General features: G+C 71.4%; 21 protein-coding genes. 8 read left to right on the forward strand and 13 right to left on the reverse strand.

The genetic code is table 11. The features are described from left to right. Positions 1–470 precede the first annotated feature (470 nt). Complete coding sequence (locus tag ACIGA3_RS22245; protein ID WP_399718321.1) at positions 471–953, reverse strand: DUF4265 domain-containing protein; 483 nt, start codon at positions 951–953, stop codon at positions 471–473. A gap of 116 nt (positions 954–1069) precedes the next feature. Then, on the reverse strand, positions 1070–1831 hold the full coding sequence (locus ACIGA3_RS22250) for a phosphoglyceromutase (protein ID WP_399718324.1): 762 nt from the start codon (positions 1829–1831) through the stop codon (positions 1070–1072). A gap of 140 nt (positions 1832–1971) precedes the next feature. On the opposite strand from ACIGA3_RS22250, the gene ACIGA3_RS22255 reads away from it, so the two are divergent. After that, complete coding sequence (locus ACIGA3_RS22255; RefSeq protein WP_399718327.1) at positions 1972–3246, forward strand: MDR family MFS transporter; 1275 nt, start codon at positions 1972–1974, stop codon at positions 3244–3246. 1 nt (position 3247) lies between these two features. Here ACIGA3_RS22255 and ACIGA3_RS22260 read toward each other — a convergent pair whose 3' ends face one another. Then, positions 3248–3673: a DUF2000 family protein gene (locus tag ACIGA3_RS22260; protein ID WP_399718329.1), complete on the reverse strand. Its 426-nt coding sequence runs from the start codon at positions 3671–3673 to the stop codon at positions 3248–3250. Between ACIGA3_RS22260 and ACIGA3_RS22265 the strand changes: the two genes are divergently transcribed. Beyond that, positions 3672–4517, forward strand: coding sequence for an AraC family transcriptional regulator (locus tag ACIGA3_RS22265; RefSeq protein ID WP_399718332.1), 846 nt, complete (start codon positions 3672–3674; stop codon positions 4515–4517). The two genes, ACIGA3_RS22260 and ACIGA3_RS22265, sit on opposite strands and share 2 nt — an antisense overlap. Positions 4518–4524: 7 nt before the next feature. Here the strand turns inward: ACIGA3_RS22265 and ACIGA3_RS22270 are convergent, their stop codons facing one another. Together ACIGA3_RS22270 and mshA are read right to left on the reverse strand one after the other, a co-directional pair. Then, positions 4525–5028: a YbjN domain-containing protein gene (locus tag ACIGA3_RS22270; RefSeq protein ID WP_399718335.1), complete on the reverse strand. Its 504-nt coding sequence runs from the start codon at positions 5026–5028 to the stop codon at positions 4525–4527. Further along, entirely contained in the window at positions 5021–6358 is a 1338-nt protein-coding gene (gene mshA, locus ACIGA3_RS22275) for a D-inositol-3-phosphate glycosyltransferase (protein ID WP_399718338.1), read from the reverse strand. The genes ACIGA3_RS22270 and mshA overlap by 8 nt, the downstream gene beginning before the upstream one ends. A gap of 177 nt (positions 6359–6535) precedes the next feature. Between mshA and ACIGA3_RS22280 the strand changes: the two genes are divergently transcribed. From ACIGA3_RS22280 to ACIGA3_RS22290, 3 genes are all read left to right on the forward strand, one after another. After that, positions 6536–7345 carry a class I SAM-dependent methyltransferase gene (locus ACIGA3_RS22280; RefSeq protein ID WP_399718341.1) on the forward strand — a complete coding sequence of 270 codons (810 nt, stop codon included), beginning with the start codon at positions 6536–6538 and terminating at the stop codon, positions 7343–7345. A gap of 218 nt (positions 7346–7563) precedes the next feature. Next, positions 7564–8688 carry an NlpC/P60 family protein gene (locus ACIGA3_RS22285; RefSeq protein WP_399718343.1) on the forward strand — a complete coding sequence of 375 codons (1125 nt, stop codon included), beginning with the start codon at positions 7564–7566 and terminating at the stop codon, positions 8686–8688. A 255-nt stretch (positions 8689–8943) separates the two neighbouring features. After that, a complete protein-coding gene (locus ACIGA3_RS22290; RefSeq protein ID WP_399718346.1) occupies positions 8944–10236 on the forward strand; it encodes a PP2C family protein-serine/threonine phosphatase in 1293 nt (430 codons plus the stop codon). A 348-nt stretch (positions 10237–10584) separates the two neighbouring features. Here ACIGA3_RS22290 and ACIGA3_RS22295 read toward each other — a convergent pair whose 3' ends face one another. The 5 genes from ACIGA3_RS22295 to ACIGA3_RS22315 form a co-directional block, all read right to left on the reverse strand. Then, positions 10585–10944 carry a DUF2516 family protein gene (locus ACIGA3_RS22295; protein ID WP_399718349.1) on the reverse strand — a complete coding sequence of 120 codons (360 nt, stop codon included), beginning with the start codon at positions 10942–10944 and terminating at the stop codon, positions 10585–10587. 117 nt (positions 10945–11061) lie between these two features. Beyond that, a complete protein-coding gene (locus ACIGA3_RS22300; protein WP_399718352.1) occupies positions 11062–11682 on the reverse strand; it encodes a hypothetical protein in 621 nt (206 codons plus the stop codon). 77 nt (positions 11683–11759) lie between these two features. Further along, entirely contained in the window at positions 11760–12233 is a 474-nt protein-coding gene (locus ACIGA3_RS22305; protein WP_399718354.1) for a helix-turn-helix domain-containing protein, read from the reverse strand. 531 nt (positions 12234–12764) lie between these two features. Beyond that, complete coding sequence (locus ACIGA3_RS22310) at positions 12765–13409, reverse strand: class I SAM-dependent DNA methyltransferase (protein ID WP_399718357.1); 645 nt, start codon at positions 13407–13409, stop codon at positions 12765–12767. A gap of 377 nt (positions 13410–13786) precedes the next feature. Further along, on the reverse strand, positions 13787–14410 hold the full coding sequence (locus ACIGA3_RS22315; RefSeq protein ID WP_399718360.1) for a TetR/AcrR family transcriptional regulator: 624 nt from the start codon (positions 14408–14410) through the stop codon (positions 13787–13789). 70 nt (positions 14411–14480) lie between these two features. On the opposite strand from ACIGA3_RS22315, the gene ACIGA3_RS22320 reads away from it, so the two are divergent. Then, on the forward strand, positions 14481–14882 hold the full coding sequence (locus tag ACIGA3_RS22320) for a hypothetical protein (RefSeq protein WP_399718363.1): 402 nt from the start codon (positions 14481–14483) through the stop codon (positions 14880–14882). Between the two features lie 145 nt (positions 14883–15027). Here ACIGA3_RS22320 and ACIGA3_RS22325 read toward each other — a convergent pair whose 3' ends face one another. Beyond that, positions 15028–16056: a hypothetical protein gene (locus tag ACIGA3_RS22325; protein ID WP_399718365.1), complete on the reverse strand. Its 1029-nt coding sequence runs from the start codon at positions 16054–16056 to the stop codon at positions 15028–15030. Positions 16057–16154: 98 nt separating this feature from the next. Here ACIGA3_RS22325 and ACIGA3_RS22330 point away from each other — a divergent pair, with 98 nt between their 5' ends. Beyond that, positions 16155–17027: a GNAT family N-acetyltransferase gene (locus tag ACIGA3_RS22330; RefSeq protein ID WP_399718368.1), complete on the forward strand. Its 873-nt coding sequence runs from the start codon at positions 16155–16157 to the stop codon at positions 17025–17027. 18 nt (positions 17028–17045) lie between these two features. Here the strand turns inward: ACIGA3_RS22330 and ACIGA3_RS22335 are convergent, their stop codons facing one another. Both ACIGA3_RS22335 and ACIGA3_RS22340 read right to left on the reverse strand, forming a co-directional pair. Beyond that, entirely contained in the window at positions 17046–18299 is a 1254-nt protein-coding gene (locus tag ACIGA3_RS22335) for an MFS transporter (protein ID WP_399718371.1), read from the reverse strand. Positions 18300–18400: 101 nt separating this feature from the next. Next, positions 18401–18988, reverse strand: a complete 588-nt coding sequence (locus tag ACIGA3_RS22340; protein ID WP_399718374.1) for a TetR/AcrR family transcriptional regulator — start codon at positions 18986–18988, stop codon at positions 18401–18403. 121 nt (positions 18989–19109) lie between these two features. On the opposite strand from ACIGA3_RS22340, the gene ACIGA3_RS22345 reads away from it, so the two are divergent. Further along, entirely contained in the window at positions 19110–20153 is a 1044-nt protein-coding gene (locus ACIGA3_RS22345) for an aldo/keto reductase (protein WP_399718377.1), read from the forward strand. The last annotated feature ends 2 nt before the right edge of the window (positions 20154–20155 follow it).

Raw genomic sequence — 20155 nt, forward strand, 5'->3', positions numbered from 1 at the left:
GCTCGTCCTGGCCCCGCTTGGTCCAGTCGCCTTGGTGGCGGTAGCAACGCGAGGTGCCTTTCATCGTCTTGTTCCCACAGCTACCGCCGCCCTTCTTCGGCCAACCGCACTTTCCCTGCTTCCACTCACCCATGGCCCACCCCCGGCGATCCGCTCCGTTTCCGCCGTCCAGCGTGCGCGAATCAGCGAGCGCGGGGCAGGGCGCGCGACCGGCGACTTCACGGCCTGGAGCGCACGCGGGGATCCCTCGGGGGCTCTTGGAAGGCGGACCCCCCGTTGTCAGTGCCGGTGGCTAGGGTCGCTGACGCGCGGTCGGCTTCCGGGGGTTCCAGCTCTGTAGGGAATGGTTGACATCCCCGGCCTGTCAGGGGGCGGCCCGGTGAGACATCCGGGACCCAACCGACGGCCGGGCCGAGCCGATGGCCAAGCAGCGACCTGCCAGCGCCGACCGCGCAACACCTCCGAGGAACTCAGGCGGAAACAGCCCGCCACTGGTCCGTGATGCAGCCCTCTTCCATGTCCCACCACTCCTTGGCGGCACCGTGGTCGAGCAGCCTCCGCACCTTGGCGAGGTCCGCGGTGGGCGGGACGTCCAGGGCGACCATGTCGAACCGTTCCATGCCCTCGCCGTCGACGCCGAGTTCCCGAAAAGCGTCGATCACGCTCTGCCGAGCCGGTTTCGAGCCGCCGTCACGGAGCACGATGAGGCGGATGGTGCAGTTCCCCGAACACCGGACCACCTCCCCGGCCCACCGCACGCCCTCCTCGTCGGGCTCGGTGGCCACGACGTCCCCGCAGGCGATGCCCTGGACGAACCAAGGGATGTTGTCGAGCCGCGCGGTGCCGTCGCCCTGATCGACCGCCCACAGACTCTCCACCGACGCCGGTGGCCAGTCGTCCTCGATCTCGAGCCGGAAGTACACCTTCACGTACGGGCCCTCGGGGTTCGTCATGGTGCCCAGGATGCACAGTCCTGCCACGCCGGGCCGCGGAGAGTCCCCCAGAGGCAGCGACAAGCCCCCCACTCGCGGAGAAACCGCAGGCAGGGGGCTGGCTTGATCAGTGCTGCTTACTTCTTCTTGCCCTGGTTCTTCACAGCCTCGATCGCAGCCTTCGCCGCCTCCGGGTCCAAGTACTTCCCCCCGGGCGTGACCGGCTTGAAGTTCTCGTCCAGCTCGTAGTACAGCGGGATGCCCGTCGGGATGTTCAGGCCCGCGATGTCCTCGTCCGAGATGCCGTCCAGGTGCTTGACCAGGGCGCGGAGGGAGTTGCCGTGGGCGGCTACCAGGACGGTGCGGCCGTCGAGGAGGTCGGGGACGATGTCGTCGTACCAGTAGGGGAGCATGCGGTCGACGACGTCCTTGAGGCACTCCGTCTGGGGGCGCAGCTCCGGCGGGAGGTCGGCGTAGCGGGCGTCGTCGAACTGGGAGTACTCCGCGTCGCGGGGGAGCGGCGGCGGCGGGGTGTCGTAGGAGCGGCGCCAGAGCATGAACTGCTCCTCGCCGAACTCGGCCAGCGTCTCCGCCTTGTTCTTGCCCTGGAGGGCGCCGTAGTGGCGCTCGTTCAGGCGCCAGCTGCGCTCCACGGGAATCCAGAGGCGGTCCGCGGCCTCCAGCGAGAGCTGGGCCGTGCGGATCGCGCGCTTCTGGAGGGACGTGTGGACCACGTCGGGCAGGAGATCGGCGTCCTTGAGCAGCTCGCCACCGCGTACCGCCTCCTTCTCGCCCTTCTCGTTGAGGTTGACGTCCACCCAGCCGGTGAACAGGTTCTTCGCGTTCCACTCGCTCTCGCCGTGACGGAGGAGGATCAGCTTGTACGGTGCGTCGGCCATGCCTCAGAGCGTAATCCAAGCCTTCGGCGCCTCGTCCGGCCGCCGACGGTTGACGGCTTCTGTTAATTGAGTGGCCTCCGACAACCCCGCGCGAGTAAGTTCCGCTTACCGCAAGCGCCACTTACCGGGGGGTTCCGTCCATGTCCACCGCCGCACCGGGCCGGCTGGTAGCCGCCGCCCGGTCCTCCGTCTCCGGGCTCCCCCGCGCCTTCTGGTGGCTGTGGGCCAGCACCCTGGTCAACCGGCTCGGTGCCTTCGTCGCGACCTTCATGGCGCTGTACCTCACCCTCGACCGCGGCTACTCGGCCTCCTACGCCGGTCTCGTCGCCGCCCTGCACGGCCTCGGCGGGGTCGTCTCCTCGCTCGGCGGCGGGGTGATGGCCGACCGGCTCGGCAGACGGCCCACCCTGCTGATCGCGCAGCTCGGCACCGCTTTCTCCGTCGCGCTGCTCGGCTTCATGCACGACCCCGTGGCCATCGCGGCCGTGGCCTTCCTCGTCGGCGCCGCCTCCAACGCCTCCCGGCCGGCCGTGCAGGCGATGATGGCCGACATCGTGCGGCCCGAGGACCGGGTGCGGGCGTTCTCGCTGAACTACTGGGCGCTCAACCTCGGTTTCGCCATCTCCTCCATCGCCGCCGGCTTCATCGCCGAGTTCAGCTATCTCGCCGGCTTCCTCATCGAGGCCGGGATGACGCTGGTCTGCGCGGTCCTCGTCTTCCTCAAGCTGCCCGAGTCCCGGCCCGCGCCCGCCGCCGAGCAGGCCGGCGAGCCCGTGATCGGCCTCGGCACCGTGCTGCGCGACCGGCGCTACATGGCCGTCGTCGGTCTGTGCTTCCTCGTCGCCCTCGTCTTCCAGCAGGGCTCGGTCGGCCTGCCGGTCGCCATGGGCCAGGCCGGGTTCACCCCCGCCGACTACGGCACCGCCATCGCCGTCAACGGCATCCTGATCGTCGCCCTCCAGATCCCGGTCACCCGCTTCATCGAGCACCGCGACCCGCGCCGGCTGCTCGTCATCTCCTCGCTGCTCGCGGGCTACGGCTTCGGGCTCACCGCCTTCGCCGGGTCGGTCGGCGTCTTCGCGCTCACCGTCTGCGTGTGGACCCTCGCCGAGATCGTCAACGCGCCGACCCAGACCGGCCTCGTCGTCCGGCTCTCCCCCGTCCACGGCCGGGGTCGCTACCAGGGCGTCTACAGCCTCTCCTGGTCCGTCGCCGCCCTCGTCGCCCCGCTGATGTCCGGCACGGTCATCGACCACTTCGGCGCCGAGTGGCTCTGGGGCGCGTGCGCGGTCATCGGGACGGTGGCGGGTCTCGGGTACGCGCTGCTGATGCGGGGGCTTCCGGCTCAGGAGGCGGAGATCACGGGCGGGACGACCCCGGCCGAGGTCCGCCCCGCCGTCGAGAAGGCCGCCTGACCTACGGGTGCATCCTCGCCCCCTTCACCACCTTGTCCACCCCGCCCTTCGGGCCGTACACCGCCAGGCCGACCAGATCCAGGTCGGCGGTGGGTACGGCCCGTACGGCCGCCCGGTTGTCGGTGTCGTTGCCGGTCGAGAAGAGGTCGGCGGTGAAGACCGCGCGGGGCAGCGCCCGGCTGAGGACACGCGTGTGGGCCGCCCTCAGCACCTCCTTCGTGGCCTCGAAGACCAGCACCGGCTGGCGGAACATCGGCAGGTAGGCCACGCCGTCGGCATCCTCGTACGGGGCGCCGATCACCTCAGGGACCTGGCTGCCCAGGCCGCTGACCAGGAACGACGTGACGTTGAGGCGCTGCCAGGGCACGAGGTCGTCCCGGAGCAGTACGGCGATCTTGGTGTCGAAACGCAGGGGCTGTTCGTCCATGCCCCGAGACTGCCGACCACCGCCCGGCCGGGTCTTGTACGTTTCTTGCGTGGCCGCTGACCAGCCGGAAGTCTCCGCGTGGCGCCCCTCGGTACCGGGTGTCGTGGAGGTCTTCCACGCCCGGTTCACCGAGTACGCGTACCCGATGCACGTCCACGACGCCTGGACGCTGCTGATCGTGGACGACGGCGCCGTACGGTACGACCTCGACCGGCATGAGCACGGCACCCCGCGCGACACGGTCACGCTGCTGCCGCCGCACGTCCCGCACAACGGCTCCCCCGCCACCCCGCACGGCTTCCGCAAGCGGGTGCTGTACCTGGACGGCAGCCGGCTGAGCCACGACCTGATCGGCCCCGCCGTCGACCAGCCCGACCTGCGGGACCCGGAACTGCGGGCGCGCGTAGGGCAGTTGCACCGGGCGCTCGCACGGCCGGGCGACGAACTGGCGGCGGAGAGCGGACTCGTACTCGTCGGTGAGCGCCTGCGGGACCACTTGCGCCGCAGCGACCCCGAACCCCCGCGCCCCGACCCGGTGTTGGCCGGCCGACTGCGCGAACTCCTCGACGAACACCTCACCGACGGCCTCACCCTGACCGACGCGGCCGGACTGCTGCACGCCCATCCCGCCCACTTGGTACGGGCGTTCAGCGCCGCGTACGGCATCGCCCCGCACCGGTACCTGACCTCGCGCCGGGTCGGCCGGGCCAGGAGGCTGCTGCTGGACGGGCTGGCGCCGGGCGAGGTGGCGGTGGCGACCGGGTTCTACGACCAGGCCCATCTGACCCGGCACTTCAAGAAGTTGGTGGGTGTGACACCGGGCCGCTACCGCAACGGCGCCTGAGAGCAGCTCAGTCGCGGTCCAGCAGGTGGGTGAAGGCGTCCAGGTTGCGGGTGGACTCGCCGCGTGAGACGCGCCAGGCGTGCTCGCGGCGGATCGCGGAGGCGAAGCCCAGCTCCAGCAGGGTGTTGAAGGCGCCGTCGGCCGCTTCGAGGATCTGGCCGAGCAGGCGGTCGATCTCCTCGGGGGTGACCGCGGCGAGCGGGAGGCGGGCGGTGACGTAGACGTCGCCGAGCCGGTCGACCGCGTAACTCACGCCGTACAGCTTGAGGTTGCGTTCCAGCAGCCAGCGGTGGACGCCCGCCTCGTTCTCGTCGGGGTGCCGGATCACGAAGGCGTTGACGGAGAGGGTGTGACGGCCCACCAGCAGCGAGACGGTGGTGGAGAGCTTGGCGGTGCCGGGGAGTTTGACGACGTAGGAGCCCGGTTCGGGGTTCTCCCACTCCAGCTCGGCGTCCTTCAGCGCGTCCTCGACGGTGCGCGCGGCCCGTTCCGTCGCCTCGGTGTCAGCCATGCTGCGAGCGTACGCGACGGCGGTGGGACTGGGTGGCGGCCGCGTACGCGTCGGCGGTGGCGGCGGCGGAGGCGTCCCAGCCGAAGCCGAGCGCGTGCCGGGCGGCGGCCGCGCCCATGCGGTCGGGCAGGCCGGGCTCGTCGGCGAAGCGGCGCAGCACGCGGGCGTAGTCGGCGGGGTCGTGGCCCTGTACGAGGAAGCCGGTCTCGCCGTCGCGCACGGCCACCGGCAGCCCGCCGACCGAGGCGGCGAGCACCGGCGTACCGGCCGCCTGCGCCTCGATGGCGACGAGCCCGAAGGACTCGCTGTAGGACGGCATGACCAGCACGGACGCGGCCCGGAACCAGTCCGCGAGCTGCTCCTGCCCCACCGGCGGCCGGAACCGCACGACGTCCGCGACACCGAGCCGCGCGGCGAGCTTCTGGAGCCCCTCCGGCTTGGCGAGACCACTCCCGCTGGGCCCGCCGACGACGGGTACGACGATCCGGCGGCGCAGCTCGGGACGCTCGTCCAGCAGATGGGCCACGGCGTGCAGCAGCACGTCGGGGGCCTTGAGGGGCTGTATGCGGCCCGCGAAGAGCGGTATCAGCGCGTCCTGCGGCAGGCCGAGACGGGCGCGGGCGGCGGCGCGGCCGTCGAGGGGGCGGAAGCGGTCGAGGTTGACGCCGGGGTGGACGACGGCGACCTTGGCGGGGTCGGCGTCGTAGTGCCGGACCAGCTCCGCGGCCTCCTCGGCGGTGTTGGCGATGAGGCGGCGGGCGGCGGAGACGATCTGGGTCTCGCCGATGACGCGGGCGGCGGGCTCGGGGGTGTCGCCGGTGGCCAGGCTGGCGTTCTTGACCTTGGCCATGGTGTGCATGGCGTGCACCAGCGGTACGCCCCAGCGCTGGGCGGCGAGCCAGCCGACGTGGCCGGAGAGCCAGTAGTGGGAGTGGACGAGGTCGTAGTAGCCGGGGCGGTGGCCGGCCCACGCCTGCATCACGCCGTGGGTGAAGGCGCAGAGCTGGGCGGGCAGCTCCTCCTTGGCCAGGCCCTCGTAGGGGCCCGCGTCGATGTGCCGGACGAGGACTCCGGGGGCGAGCTGGACGGTGGGGGCGAGGTCTCCGGCGGTGGCCCGCGTGAAGATCTCGACCTCGATGTTGATCGCGGCCAGCCGCTGGGCCAGCTCCACGATGTAGACGTTCATCCCGCCCGCGTCGCCGGTGCCGGGCTGGTGGAGCGGTGAGGTGTGCACGGAGAGCATGGCGACCCGGCGGGGCCTGCGGTGCAGCCTCAGCCGCGGGGGCGTTGCCGGGGAGCGGCGCCCGAGCCTGCTGACGTACTGGCTCACTGGGCTTCCTCCTCGCTGCGGGCATGCCTGCCGGAGGACCGTCCGAGTCCTCCGAGGGGTGCAACAGCGGAGGGGGTTCTTCCCATTTCCCGATCAAGCGGTTTTACCCAATCATGACCTGTACTCGCTCAACCGTTCGGCCAGAGCCGCTCACCCGGCCCCCTTACCCTCATAAACATGGCAACCCGCGCGACGTCCCGCCCCGTGGGCACGGTGACGCGCGGGACGACCAACCCCAACCGGCTGCGCCGCATGGACCGCTGGATCGCCGCCACGCACGGCGCCGAACTGCGGCGCGCGGCCGACCCGCTGGCCATCGACCTCGGGTACGGGGCGGCGCCCTGGACCGCCGTCGAACTGCTCGGCAGGCTCCGCACCGTCGCCCCGCACGCGCGCGTGGTCGGCATCGAGATCGAACCGGAGCGGGTCGCGGCGGCGAAACCGTACGAGCGCGACGGGCTCGCCTTCCGGCACGGCGGCTTCGAGATCCCCGTACCCGGCCGCCCGGTGCTGATCCGGGCCGCCAATGTGCTGCGCCAGTACGACGAGGAGCAGGTCGCCGCCGTCTGGCAGGGGCTGTGCGCGCGACTGGCCCCGGCGGGCGAGGGGTCGCGCGGGGGGCTGCTGGTGGAGGGCACCTGCGACGAGATCGGGCGACGGCACGTATGGGTGGCGCTCGGCCCGGAGGGGCCGCGCACGGTCACCTTCGCCACCCGGCTGGGCTCCCTGGAGCACCCCTCCGACCTGGCCGAACGGCTGCCGAAGGCGCTGATCCACCGCAATGTGCCGGGCGAGCCGGTGCACGCCTTCCTGCGTGACTTCGACCGCGCCTGGGCCGCCGCCGCGCCCTACGCCGCCTACGGCGCCCGCCAGCGCTGGCTGCGTACGGTCCGGGACCTGACGGCCGACTGGCCGGTGACGGACGGGCCCGCGCGCTGGCGGCAGGGCGAAGTCACGCTGACCTGGGAGGCGTTGGCGCCCCGCTGAGGCTGGTTCACCTGTTCGAGGGAATCTCGGGGCGACGCGGGGCCAAGGGGAACGATCTACGGGTCCGGTTCGTCACACGGGCGGGAAGATCGCGGGGAGGCACGAGGAGCCGGGGAAGTACGACTTCGTACGACCTCTGTCACTTCGTGCGCGATCGTGGCACGATCCTGCGGACGGACCGTAAGTTACTGACGGTAAATCAGCTTGGGGGGACTGTTATGGGTAGGGGCAAGCGCGGGCTGCTCGCCGCCGCCGTGACCGTGGTCTGCGCGGTGACCGTACTGGCGGTGCCGGGCACGGCGTTCGCGTCGGTACCGGCGGGACCTGCCGAGCCCTCCGTGAGACCTTCCGCGAGCGCCACCCCTGAGCCCACCGCGACGCCGGCCCCCGCGCCCGTTCCCGACGCGGAGCTGGAGAAGGTCCGCGCGCGGCTCGACGGGCTCTATCACGACGCGGCCGTCGCCACCGACGCCTACAACGCGGCCGAGGAGAAGACGCGCAAGCAGTCCGTGCAGCTCGCCCGGCTGGAGAAGAAGACCGACGCGGCCCGTATGAAGCTGGCCGAGCTGAAGGACCAGGCGGGCGCCGCCGCCCGCGCCCAGTACCGGGACAGCGGACTGCCGCCCATGGCCAGGTTCCTGCTCAGCGACAACCCGCAGCGCTTCGCGGACGGCGCCGGCACCCTGCTGAACGGCGCGCGGGCCACCAAGAAGCTGATCGCCGAAACCGACCGCGTCGAGCGGGAGTTGAAGCGGGACACCGACGACGCGGCCGACCGCTGGAAGAAGCTGGAGCGCGACCGCAAGGACAAGGCCGCCGCCCAGAAGACGGTCCAGGAGCGGATCGCGGACGCCGAGAAGCTCGAATCCCGGCTGGAGAAGAAGGAGAAGGCGCGGCTGGCCGAGCTGGAGCGGCAGGCCGCCCACAAGGCGCAGACCGCCTGGCTGGACAGCGGCGCCCTGAAGAAGGCCGACGCCACCGTCACCGCCACCTCCGCCGGCGCCAAGGCGGTCGCCTTCGCCACCGCCCAGCTCGGCAAGCCGTACGTATGGGGAGCCGAGGGACCCGACTCCTTCGACTGCTCCGGCCTGACCTCCCAGGCGTGGGCCGACGCGGGCAGCCCGATCCCGCGCACCTCGCAGGAGCAGTGGAAGCAGCTCCGGCACGTGGACGTGGCGGACATGCGCCCCGGCGACCTCGTCATCTACTTCGCGGACGCCACCCACGTCGGGATGTACGTGGGCGACGGCAAGATCATCCACGCCCCGCGACCGGGCCGTACGGTCACGATCGCGGGCGCCGGCACCATGCCGATCCTGGGGGTCGTACGCCCGGACGCGTGACCGGCACCACAGGACGCCGCGCCCTGTGACCAACGGCACGCGGGCGGGGTGGAACCAAGTGAGCTTCGTCATCCCCGCTCCCCCGCCACGCTGTCCAACTGCGTTACAGAACGCGGCATATGACAGCGGTCTACGCGTCAGCGGCGCGGGCCGCCCCATTCCATCCGGACGGCCGGTACCGCTATGGTCACCGGTCGGCGGCACGAGGACCCTCGACGCCGCCGTGCCCTCGGGGGGAGGGAAGGAACCAGGACAATGCCCGTACCCGTACCGCGGCAGAGAGCGGTCCCGGCCGCCGAGTGCGGTCCGGCGCAGGTCTCCGCCGTAGCCCTCACCGAAGAGGCGCACCGCGACACCGCCGCCCTCGGCGCGGCGCTCACCGTGCTGCTCATCGAGGACGACCCGTCCGGCGCGCTCGTTCCCGAGCTGCGGGACTCGGCCGGCCGGCCGATCCGCGTCCGTACCGCCCGCAACCTCACCGAGGCCGGACGGCTGCTCACCCCCGACGTGCAGTGCATCCTGCTCGACCTCGCCCTCCCGGCCGCCGGCCGTCCCGACACCGAGGACGCCGACGAGCTGGCCGTGCTCCGTCAGGTGCTGGAGCTGGCGCCCCGGCACGCCGTGATCGCGCTCACCGCCTCCGGCGACGCCGAGCGCGGCGCCGAGGCCGTGCGCGTGGGCGCCCAGGACTATCTCTTCCGCGACGAGCTGGACAGCCGGCTGCTCAGCCGCGCCATCCGGTACGCCGTGGAGCGCAAGCGCTCCGACACCGCCGAGCGGCGGCTGGCGGAGGGCAGGCTGCGCGCGCAGGAGAACCGCCGCCTGGAGCGCGGGCTGCTGCCGACGCCGCTGTTGGAGGGCGCCGCGCTGCGGTTCGCCGCGCGCTACCGCCCCGGCCGCTCCCGCGCGCTGCTCGGCGGCGACTTCTACGACGCCGTCCGCACTCCCGACGGCACCGTGCACGCCATGATCGGCGACGTCTGCGGCCACGGCCCGGACGAGGCCGCGCTCGGCGTGGAGCTGCGCATCGCCTGGCGGGCGCTGACGCTGGCCGGGCTGTGCGGGGACGAGCTGCTGGGCACGCTCCAGGAGGTGCTGGAGCACGAGCGCTCGGACGACGAGATCTTCGCGACCCTCTGCACGGTGGACATCGCCCCCGACGGCCGCCGCGCGGGCCTCTGCCTGGCCGGGCACCCCGCCCCGCTCCTGATACGCCCCGGCGCGACCCCGGTCCCCCGCCTGCTCCCCTTCGACAACAACGGCCCCGCCCTCGGCCTCCTCCCGGGCGCCCGCTGGCCCCGCACCCAGGTGGAACTCGGCGCCGAGTGGAGCCTCATGCTCTACACCGACGGCCTCATCGAGGGCCGCACCTCCCCCGGCGGCCCCCGCCTCGGCCAGGACGGCATGGTCGACATGATCCACCGCCAGCTCTCCGAGGGGCTGCGCGGGGAAGACCTCCTGCGCGCGGCCGTGAGCGAGGTCCGCCACCTGAACGGGGACGAGCTGACGGACGACGTGGCGGTGGTCCTGCTGGACCGGGTGGCGTAGGGGCCCGCTGCCGACGGCTGTCGCCGGGTACGGCGGAACGGTCCTGGTGACCGTCACTGCCATGCCCGGCGCGGCGCCCAAGCACCCGCCCGGCACGAGCCAGATCTCAGCCCTCCAGCCGGGCGGAAGCCACTCGGCGCTCAGGCGCGCGGGCGCCGACCCGCACGTACCGGCCTCGCCCGGCCCGGCCGAGCCGCAAGCTCAAGCGCCCCGGGCTCGCCGCAGGCGGAGACCCTGGCCTCGGCACCCCACCCAGCATCCCGGCCGGAACCGAAGTCCAAGCTCCCCCAGCTCGCCGCAGCCGGAAACCTGGGCCCAGCGGCCGACCCCGCCAAACCGGCGGAGCCCTCAGCGGCCGCCGTTGTACGGGCCGTAAGGGCCGTCGCTGCTGCTGCCGCCCCGGCCCTTGCCGCGGCCCCAGCCGCCCCGGCCACCGCCGGTGAGCTGCTTGACGGCGGGGCGGACGTCGACGAGGTAGACGATGCTGGCGACGGCGCCCGCGATCGGCAGGATGGACAGGAGCGAGAAGAGGTAGCTGACCACGAGGGCGATGCCCAGGATGATCAGCCAGAAGATCTTGTTCTGCTTGCCCGCCGCGCGGAACGCGTCCTCACGCCGGAAGGCCGCGTCGAACAGCCCGAACGCGGCCAGTGCCATGAGGACGATCTTCAGGAGTCCCATGAACCCCTCGAAGCCCAACATCAGCATGTTGTCCACCGCCCCTTGCCTTCTGGATCGTCTGCCCGTGCCACGCGGTCACGCTACCCGGAGAACGGGCCGGGCACCCCGATGGTGCCCGGCCCGTACCTCATCCGCCGTCCGCCGTCACTTGGCCGGCGGCGTCGGCTTCTTCGTCTGAGGAGCCTTGCGGGCGGCGGCCGGAGCCGGAGCCGGCTTCTTCGCCACGGGCTTCTTGGCGGCGGGGTCGGGCTTGGCGACGGCCGGACCGGCGGCGGCCGGCTTCGGGGCCTCCTTGATCACGCCCGGCTCGGGCTGGCCCTCGACCGCGATGGCGAGGTCCTCGATCTCCTCGGCGGCGTCGCCGCGCCAGGTCTTCACGGCCTGCTCGCCGTGCTCGGCGACCTTCTCGTACGCCTCACGGGCCTTGACGGCGTACTCGGCGGCGACACCGACGCCACGCAGGGCGAGGTCCTGGGCGCTCTCGCCGACCTTCTTCAGGTCGACGTCGAGGGTGCCGATGAACCCGTTGACCTTGGTCTGGATCGTCTCCTGCGCCTCCTTGGCGCGGGCGGTGGCCCGCTCCTGCACGACCTTCGGGTCGGTGCCGCGCACCTTCTCGATCTGCGCCGGGGCCTCGGCACGCAGCTGCTCGACCAGCGAGGGCACCTTCCTGACCTGCCGGATGGCGAGATCGGCGGTACCGGCGGCGAAGTAGAGCGGAGTCGGGTCGCTGAAGGTCTTGCGCAGGTCGTCGGTGATGGCCATGGTGATGGTCCTCCCGGATTCGCGTTCGGCTGAGGTTGGTGTGGTCCGCGTGCGGTGGCCGGAGCCCTGGTCCGGCTTCATCCGGCCGTCCGCCGCGGACCGGCATCACTGCCGTCGTCCGTGCGGGTGCCGCCCACGGGGGTGTCGCTCGGCTGCGCTTCCGTACCTTCGGACTCCTCGGGTCGTACGGGGCCTTCGCCACCGAATCCGTTCTCCTTGCGGAAGGACTCGTAGATCTGGAGCAGGACCTGCTTCTGCCGTTCGTTGAGCGAGGGGTCGGCGAGGATGACGGCGCGCGTCTCCACCTCGTCCCGGTCCCGCTCGGCGTCGAGGATGCCCGCGCGGACGTACAGCGTCTCGGCGGAGATCCGCAGCGCCTTGGCGACCTGCTGCAACACCTCCGCGCTGGGCTTGCGCAGCCCGCGCTCGATCTGGCTCAGGTACGGATTGGACACCCCGGCGGCGTCGGCGAGCTGCCGCAGCGACAGTTGTGCGTTGCGCCGCTGCTCGCGCAGATACTCACCGAGATTGCCGACGTTGAGCGATGCCATGCCTCCACCATGCCCACCCTCGCTAACTTTTGCAAGCACCCGCTTGCAAAAGTGTTGTGCCGGGGGTGTGACGGAGGGGTTTCGTTCGGTGTCCGACTGACGCGTCTCGCTGGTGGTGGGCCAGTCTCGGTCTTTCTGAACCACTGCTACACCCGGCTCCTTACGGTCGTCGTACCAGGTCGGTGCCGAGTGGGGCGGCTGGTGGAGGCAGAGGACTTCTGGCTCGAGTACGTCGATTCCCGCGGCAAGCCGCACGGTGGGCTGCTGGAGATGACGTGGCCGGTCCGTTTCGAGGCGGCCAGGCAGGTGCGTGGGTTCCCGTCGTACCGGGGCAGCGGAACTTCCCGGGCTGGTACCGGCCGCAGTGCCGAGATGCGGGGCAAGGACCCGTCCGCGCGAGCGGTCTGGCTCTATCCACGAACTCCAGGAACTACTCCAGGAATGGGTCGTCTCGACGTGGCAGGTCAGATGCAACCGGTGGGCATTCCGTCTCACTGAACATGGTCGGCTGCAACTGGACTGCTGACGTGGCTAGGACTGACGGCGTGCGAAGAGGACCGCACCTGGAACGCTCTCGTCGGGGTCGATCAGCATTTGAGCCTCGACGGTGAACCCGGCATTGCGTAGCCAGGCCGCCACTAGGTCAGGCCGGCGGCGGTGAACGTGGACGTTCATCGGGTGGCCGCCGTATCCCTGCGTCTTCAGCCTCGATTCGTCGCCGACGTGAAAGCCGAGCAGCAGCGGCCCGCCGGGGCGCAACACGCGCCGGAACTGGCCGAAGACCGTGGGCACTACTTCGTCGGGGACGTGAATCAAGGACCAAAATGCGAGCAGGCCGACGACCGAAGCATCGGCGAGGTCGAGGTCGGTCATCGAGCCCACCTCGAACCGCAGGCGGGGGTGGTCACGCCGAGCCACGTCGATCATCACGGATGAAAGGTCGATGCCGAAAGCGTCCACACCCAGCTCGTGCAGGTGAGCGGTCACGTGTCCAGGTCCGCAGCCCACGTCCGCCACCGGCCCACCACCAGCGGCGCGCACCAAGTCGGCGAATAGCGCCAGAGCCGCCCGAAGATACGGCGCCCCGGCCAGAGCCTCGCGTAGTTGGCCGGCATAGCTGACCGCGACCGTGTCGTAGGAGGTCCGGGTGTCTGCCAACCAGCGGTCCGCGGTCATGGCTCGACAGAGTAGTGCAGTGATCAGGATGACGAACCAGATCAACTGAGATCAACGACGAATCAGACCAGGTCACTTGAGACGGAGGCCAGCCCCTTCGAGACGGGACAGCCAACGCTCAGATTGAGTGAGACAGACATCTCCACACCGCCTCACTCAATCTGAACCACCGCTGGTCACAACCTCACAGTGGTTCGGCTTCACTGAGACGCGTCAGGTGTCACGGGCAATCTGAGGTACGGGCCTGTGTGCTTCGAGGTGGGGCCACCGCCCCCGAGGCATCACGTAACCGTGGCTTCGCAACGGCCTCGTCGGTCTGGTGGAAGCCGTCGCAGATCTCACCGACGAGGGTGCGACTCAGCCCCTCCGACCGGCCATCACGAAGCATCCGCGTCGTGACCGATGAGAGACAGGCCGGACGCCAGAGCGCGGGCGGTGTCGGCGAAGAACTGCTCGTCGGCACCAGGGGCGAGGCCGAGGGTGACCCCCTGGGCGAGGCCGACGAACAGTGCCCGGAGTGCGGTGGTCAGGCGTTGCGCCTGCTGCGATGTCACGACGCTGCCGTGGTGCGATCTGCCCGCGAACAGCGCGGCCAAGTGATTCTCCTGCGATCGGACGGCCGTGACGAGCTGGGCTCCCAGGTCCGGGTCGTGCAGGGCCATGTCGAGCAGAGTGATCTGGAGCGACATGGCAGACCGTGCGCCGGGGGCATCGCAGCTGCGCCGGTAGTGCCGGGCGAAGGCGTCGACAGCTTCGAGAAGGTCCAGTCCGTCCGGGACCGCCTGCTCGACTTCCGCGTAGTACGGCCGCAGGTAGTCGGCGACCAAGGCGACCACCAGGCCGTTCTTGCTCCCGAACAGTGAATAGACGGCACCGGTGGTCAGGCCGGCGCGTTCGGCGATCTCATCGAGCCTGGCCCGGTACCCGTCGCGGGAGACGATCTGGAACGCGGCATTCAGCAGGGCGCGACGGTTGCGTTCCTTGGTCTCTGCTCTCGTCATTCTCATAACTAGATTATTACCGTAATCTAGTTACGGAATCAGTCAGGACGAGCCGCAAGGGGGAACGTTCATGGCCCAGTTCGTGATACCGCGGGTGACCCGCCGGACGGTCGGGGCCATCGCCGACGGCGCCTTCAAGGTGTTGCTCGGCGCTGTCTACATCGCCGGCGCCGCCCCACTCGGCCGGTTGCTCGACACGCCGGCCTGGCTGATGGTCGTCTCAGGCGGGGCCCTGCTGATCGGCGGTGGCATCGAGATCGGATACACGCGCAGCCGATCGATGCGCACCTACACCCGGCTCATGGTCGCCTACGACAGCGGCTGGCTGCTGACGGCACTTGTCGGCGCCCTGATGGCATGGCAGGGCAGCAGCGCCGGGGGTGAAGTCTGGATCGGGTACCAGACAGCCGCCCCCATCGCGTTCGCCGCACTGCTGATCACCGCCAAGCCGGCCCGGACCGCCTCGCATTGATTGAGTGAGACGACCGACCCGTCCCCATCCCGCTCAAACCGAGGCACCACAGGTCAGACACTCACGCCGCCTCACCTTCAGCGAGACCGGACACTCCGCCCTGAGCCGACGGGTACGGACCCGAGAACCCCCGTCGGGATGACGGCTACGCGTCCGCCTCCGGGAACCCCACCCGCACCGCGACCACGCCCCCCGACGCGTCCAAGTCCGCCGACACCGGAAAGTAGCCGTCTCCGCAGGCCGTCATCGCGCAGAGCAGGCGGGCCGGGCCGATGTCCACTGTTCCGGACTCGAGTTCCGAGGCGCGGAGCCGGCGCATGATCTGCCAGTGGTGGGAGTGGGGGCGGAGGTCCACCATCAGGCGGCGGCCGGTCTCCAGCGCCCAGGTCTGCACCGCGCGGGCCCTTTCCATGGCCTCCGCCACCGTCAGCCCGGTCCAGCCACGGACACCGGGCTCGCCCGGTTCGCCCAGCTCAGGGGCGGCGAAGGTCGCTGCGGCCTCGTCCGCGGCGGCGCCCCAGAAGGCCACGTCGGCCAGGCCGTCCACGGGCTCGTCGTGCTGCCAGGTGTTCAGGGCGTCGACGTCGCCGAAGAGCAGGCGCGCCCAGTCGACGCCGATGTGCCCCAGCGGTACGGATGTCTCGGCCGGGGCCTCGCTCGTACGAACCGTGATCTCCGTCCAGCTCGGCCCGCTCCCGGTTCGCGTGGCCAGTACCGGCAGACGGCGGTCACGGGGCACCCCTCCCACCGTGACGACGGGCACCCCGAACACCAGGAAGCTGCCGCCGCCCTCGGCGGCGGTGCGGCGGGCGCGGCGGGCGTGTGGTTCGCGGCTCGGCAGCGCCTCCAAGCGGGCCTCCAGGCCGCCGACTTGGCAGTGCTCCTCGAACATCCACCTGAGGTGCACCACTTGTGAGGCCGGGATGTCGTGGAGCATGGCGCCCGGCTGCCGGTCGAAGCTCCGGACCGCCTCCGAGGCATCCGGGCCGACCACGGCGAAGTCGACCGAGTTGAGCACTTCCCCGGCCATCTCCGCGTCATCGACACCGAGCAGCGTGGGGTCGATCTCCGCCGGCGACCGTTCTCCGCTCCACAACCCCAGATGGCCGCCGTCGATGACGACCAGGGTCCCCGAGGGACAACTGATCTCTCCAAGCTTGAAGATCGTTTCCATGGCGCGCGAGTCTACGGCCGCCCTTCTGGACGGCACCGGGACGCGTGGCCCTGGCGTAAAACCGCCCGTCCCCTCCCCCGCGTGCGGAAGCATGAAGCATGCGGCCAACCGACTGGTATCTCACCGAAGACGTGGACGACTTCCTCGCCCGAGCCGGAGGGTTCCTGCGGTCGCGGCCCGCGGCGCATGCGATGCAGCTGACATGGGCCGAGAGGGTGCGGGTGCGCGGGGCGGGGGCGTTCGCGCAGGTGCCCGTCTTCGGGGTGCTGGAGCAGGACGGGGAGGTGACCGGCACCTTCTACCATCTCCCGCCCCGCGCCCTGGGCCTCTCCCCGCTCACACCCGAGCAGGCCGACACCCTCGCCGCCCGCCTGGCCGGTCTCGGACACTCCCCGGCCTCCGTCGGCGCGGACCACGACACCGCCACCGCCTTCGCCGAGGCATGGCAGCGGCACACCGGCGCGACGCCGAAGCTCCGCGACGTACGGGTCCGCCTGTACCGACTCGGCACCCTCACCCCGCCCGAGCCGCATCCGGCGGGCCGGGCCCGCGTCCTCGGCGAGCGGGATCTCGACCAAGCCATCTTCTGGTGCGGCGAGTTCGCCAAGGCCGTCGGGGAGGACGTCACCGTCGACGCCGACTCCTGGGCCGGTACGCGCTACGCCGACAAGCGCTACACCCTCTGGGAGACCCCGGACGGCACCCCCGTCTCCGTCGCGGGCATGAACCCGCTGATCGGCGGCCAGATCCAGGTGGACATCGTCTACACCCCGCCCCACCTGCGCGGCCACGGCTACGCGGGCGCCGTCGCGGCCGCGGTCAGCCGGGCCGCGCTGGCCGCCGGCGCCCAGGAGGTCGTCCTGTTCGCCGACCGGTCCAACCCCACCAGCAACGCCCTCTACCAACGCCTCGGCTACCAACCGCTCTCCGACTGGTCCGGGTACGACTTCACGTCCGCGACGCCGGAGTGACGCCGCACGGAAAGCCGCTCAACGCGTGCGGCTGACGTCCGGCTCGACCGCGCCCACCTCAGCGGGGGTGCGCAGGCCGCGTACCTGCGGGGAGAGCAGGGCCGCCGCCGTGGCCAGGACGACCAGCGTCGCGCAGCCGGCCAAGGTCCAGTTCGTGCCCGCCGTCGAGGCGATCGGGCCGGCGACGAGCATGCCCAGGGGAGCCAGGGACAGGGAGCCGAACCAGTCGTAGGAGGTGACTCGGGAAAGGACGTGCTCCGGGATCTCGCGCTGCAGGGTGGTGGACCACAGGACGCCGTAGACGTCGTTCGCCACACCTGCGCCGAACATGGCTCCGGCCGTCAGCCAGACGGGGGCCCCGGCACTGAGCAGGAGCATCGGTACGGCGGCCGGGAAGGTGCTCAGTACGGCTACGAGGATGGGGCGTTGGACCCGTACCCGCGCGGCGAGGCCCGCGCCCGCGATGGTGCCCAGGGCCTGCGCGGCCACGATGACCGACCAACTCCGGGCTCCGCCTTGGTGTTCGACCGTGAGAGGGCCCAGGACACCGACCTCGGCGTTCAGCGCGGCGATGACGATCGCGTACTGGGCGACCACGGCCCACAGCCACTGGCGTGAGGCGAACTCCCGCCAGCCTTCCCGTAGTTCGGTCCAGCCTGAGGCTCGTACGCGCGGCCGTCCGGCCACCCTCAGCCGGGCGGTCAGGGCCGCGCTGACGACGAAGGAGGCCGCGTTGAGGGCAAGCGCCCAGCCCGCACCGACCAGGGCCACGGTCACGCCGGACAGGGCGAGGCCCAGGAGCAGGGAGGTGTTGGTACCCACGCGGAGGAGACCGTTGGCCCGCTGAAGCCGGCCGGCGGGCACGATCAGGGGGACCAGGCCCTCCATCGCCGGGGCGAACAGGGAGGTCGCCGTACCGGCCGCCACCGCCAGCAGGCACATCGCCGCCAGTGGGGCGTGACCGGTCAGCACGATGGCGGCGAGGCCCGCGTACGCCCCGGCGCCCAGTACGTCGGCCAGCATCATCAGCCGCGAGCGCGACATACGGTCCGCGATCACCCCGCCCACCAGGATGAACACCAGCTGCGGCAACGCCTGGCAGGCCAGTACCATCGACAGCCGTCCCGCGCTCGCCCCCGGCAGCGCGAGCACCGCGAAGCCGAGCGCCACCCGCGCGAAGCCGTTGCCCAGCACGGAGACGACCCGCGCGCCGAGGAGCAGGACGAACCGCCGGTCGCGCCACAGGGGTTGGCCCAGGAGGGAAGCTGTCACGGCCCGCCACCCTACGGCGGCCGGGGCCGCCTCGGTCACCCGCGTCATGGCCGCGCCCGGCCCCGTCTCAGCCCCGCGCCCGCGCCACGTCGAGCCGCCCCTCAGTCACGCCCGCCCCCGCTCCCGTACCGCAGCCCGTCCATCAGCAGCCCCAGCATGCGCGTCGTATGGCCGTCGTCGTCCTGGGCCGGGAGGGTCAGGTTGCCGACGGCGCGGAGGAGGTCGTTGGGGTCGATGTCGGCGCGGATGCGGCCCGCCCGCACCGCCGTGCCGAGGAGACCTTCCAGCGCGGGCAGCAGGCGGAGCTGGAAGTAGGCGGGGAGGCTGTCGTACGCCGGTTCGCCGGAGTGCAGGGCGGCGCTGAGGCCGCGCTTGGTGGCGATGAAGTGGGTGAAGCGGAGCAGCCAGTGGCGCAGGGCCTCGACCGGTTCGTGCTCGGCGGCGAGCGCGGGCGCGGCGTCGGCGCAGGCGTCGACCTCGTGGCGGAAGACGGCCGCGATGAGGTCGGAGCGCTGCGGGAAGTGCCGGTAGAGGGTGCCCGCGCCGACCCCCGCCCTCGCGGTGATCTGCCGTACGGGCGCGTCCACGCCGGATTCGGCGAACACCTCGGCGGCGGCCGTGAGCAGCGTGTCGATGCTGCGCCGCGCGTCGGCCCGCAGGCGCGGACGGGACGGCTCGGCGTCGGTCATGCCAGTCCTCCACTTGCTAACCGGAACAGCGTTCCGTATCGTACTTCCTGGAACACCGTTCCGTTTTCGTGAGCGTAACGCGCCGCGGCAGGCCCTGGCCACCGCGGCTGGGAGGAGACTCATGAAGTACCGCACGCTGGGCCGGACCGGCATGAAGGTCAGCCCGTACTGCCTGGGCGCGATGATGTTCGGCGCCGTCGGCAACCCGGACCACGACGACTCCGTGCGCATGATCCACAAGGCGCTGGACGCGGGGATCAACTTCATCGACACCGCCGACATCTACTCGTACGGCGAGTCGGAGCAGATCGTCGGCAAGGCGCTGAAGGGGCGCCGGGACTCCGTCGTGCTCGCCACCAAGGCGCGGCTGCCGATGGACGCCGGCACGGGCACCGCGGACCCCAACATGCAGGGCGGGTCGCGGCGTTGGCTGACCCGGGCGCTGGACGACTCGCTGCGCCGGCTGGGCACCGACCATGTGGACCTCTTCCAGATCCACCGGCCCGACCCGGACACCGACATCGAGGAGACCCTCTCCGCCCTCACCGACCTGGTGCGCGCGGGCAAGGTCCGCGCGATCGGCACCTCGGGCTACCCCGCCTCCGACATCGTGGAGGCGCAGTGGGTCGCAGAACACCACCGGCTCCAGCGGTTCCGTACCGAACAGCCGACGTATTCGCTGCTCAACCGGGGTATCGAGCGTGAGGTGCTGCCCGTGTGCGAGCGGTACGGGATGGGCACGCTGATCTACAGTCCGCTGGCCGGGGGCATGCTCACCGGGCGCTACCGCAAGGACCGGCCCGCCGACACCCACCGCTCCACCTACGGCTTCCGGTATCTGCGCGACGAGCGGCGCCTGGACACCGTGGAGCGGCTGATCCCGGTCGCCGAGGAGGCCGGTGTCTCGCTGACGCACCTGGCGCTGGCCTTCGTGATCAGCCACCCCGGCGTCACCTCCGCGATCATCGGCCCGCGCACGATGGAGCAGCTGGACGATCTGCTCGCGGGCGACAAGGTCACCCTGAGCGACGAGATCCTGGACCGTGTCGACGCCGTGGTCCCGCCCGGCACGGACGTCGGCGCCCTCGACATGGAGTACGCCTCGCCCGCCCTGACCGAGTCGCACCTGCGGCGCCGGTGGGCCGGGGAGCGGTCGGCCGCCTGAAG

Source organism: Streptomyces sp. NPDC085596 (genome assembly GCF_044541565.1).
GTDB lineage: Bacteria > Actinomycetota > Actinomycetes > Streptomycetales > Streptomycetaceae > Streptomyces.

Coding starts and splice junctions, on each gene's coding strand:
- ACIGA3_RS22265 (WP_399718332.1), top strand. CDS start 3,672: ATGCCCCGAGACTGCCGACCACCGCCCGGCCGGGTCTTGTACGTTTCT.
- ACIGA3_RS22300 (WP_399718352.1), bottom strand. CDS start 11,682: ATGGCCATCACCGACGACCTGCGCAAGACCTTCAGCGACCCGACTCCG.
- ACIGA3_RS22310 (WP_399718357.1), bottom strand. CDS start 13,409: ATGACCGCGGACCGCTGGTTGGCAGACACCCGGACCTCCTACGACACG.
- ACIGA3_RS22255 (WP_399718327.1), top strand. CDS start 1,972: ATGTCCACCGCCGCACCGGGCCGGCTGGTAGCCGCCGCCCGGTCCTCC.
- ACIGA3_RS22345 (WP_399718377.1), top strand. CDS start 19,110: ATGAAGTACCGCACGCTGGGCCGGACCGGCATGAAGGTCAGCCCGTAC.
- ACIGA3_RS22330 (WP_399718368.1), top strand. CDS start 16,155: ATGCGGCCAACCGACTGGTATCTCACCGAAGACGTGGACGACTTCCTC.
- ACIGA3_RS22295 (WP_399718349.1), bottom strand. CDS start 10,944: ATGCTGATGTTGGGCTTCGAGGGGTTCATGGGACTCCTGAAGATCGTC.
- ACIGA3_RS22280 (WP_399718341.1), top strand. CDS start 6,536: ATGGCAACCCGCGCGACGTCCCGCCCCGTGGGCACGGTGACGCGCGGG.
- ACIGA3_RS22340 (WP_399718374.1), bottom strand. CDS start 18,988: ATGACCGACGCCGAGCCGTCCCGTCCGCGCCTGCGGGCCGACGCGCGG.
- ACIGA3_RS22325 (WP_399718365.1), bottom strand. CDS start 16,056: ATGGAAACGATCTTCAAGCTTGGAGAGATCAGTTGTCCCTCGGGGACC.
- ACIGA3_RS22290 (WP_399718346.1), top strand. CDS start 8,944: ATGCCCGTACCCGTACCGCGGCAGAGAGCGGTCCCGGCCGCCGAGTGC.
- ACIGA3_RS22285 (WP_399718343.1), top strand. CDS start 7,564: ATGGGTAGGGGCAAGCGCGGGCTGCTCGCCGCCGCCGTGACCGTGGTC.
- ACIGA3_RS22315 (WP_399718360.1), bottom strand. CDS start 14,410: ATGACGAGAGCAGAGACCAAGGAACGCAACCGTCGCGCCCTGCTGAAT.
- ACIGA3_RS22245 (WP_399718321.1), bottom strand. CDS start 953: ATGACGAACCCCGAGGGCCCGTACGTGAAGGTGTACTTCCGGCTCGAG.
- ACIGA3_RS22320 (WP_399718363.1), top strand. CDS start 14,481: ATGGCCCAGTTCGTGATACCGCGGGTGACCCGCCGGACGGTCGGGGCC.
- ACIGA3_RS22305 (WP_399718354.1), bottom strand. CDS start 12,233: ATGGCATCGCTCAACGTCGGCAATCTCGGTGAGTATCTGCGCGAGCAG.
- ACIGA3_RS22260 (WP_399718329.1), bottom strand. CDS start 3,673: ATGGACGAACAGCCCCTGCGTTTCGACACCAAGATCGCCGTACTGCTC.
- ACIGA3_RS22270 (WP_399718335.1), bottom strand. CDS start 5,028: ATGGCTGACACCGAGGCGACGGAACGGGCCGCGCGCACCGTCGAGGAC.
- ACIGA3_RS22250 (WP_399718324.1), bottom strand. CDS start 1,831: ATGGCCGACGCACCGTACAAGCTGATCCTCCTCCGTCACGGCGAGAGC.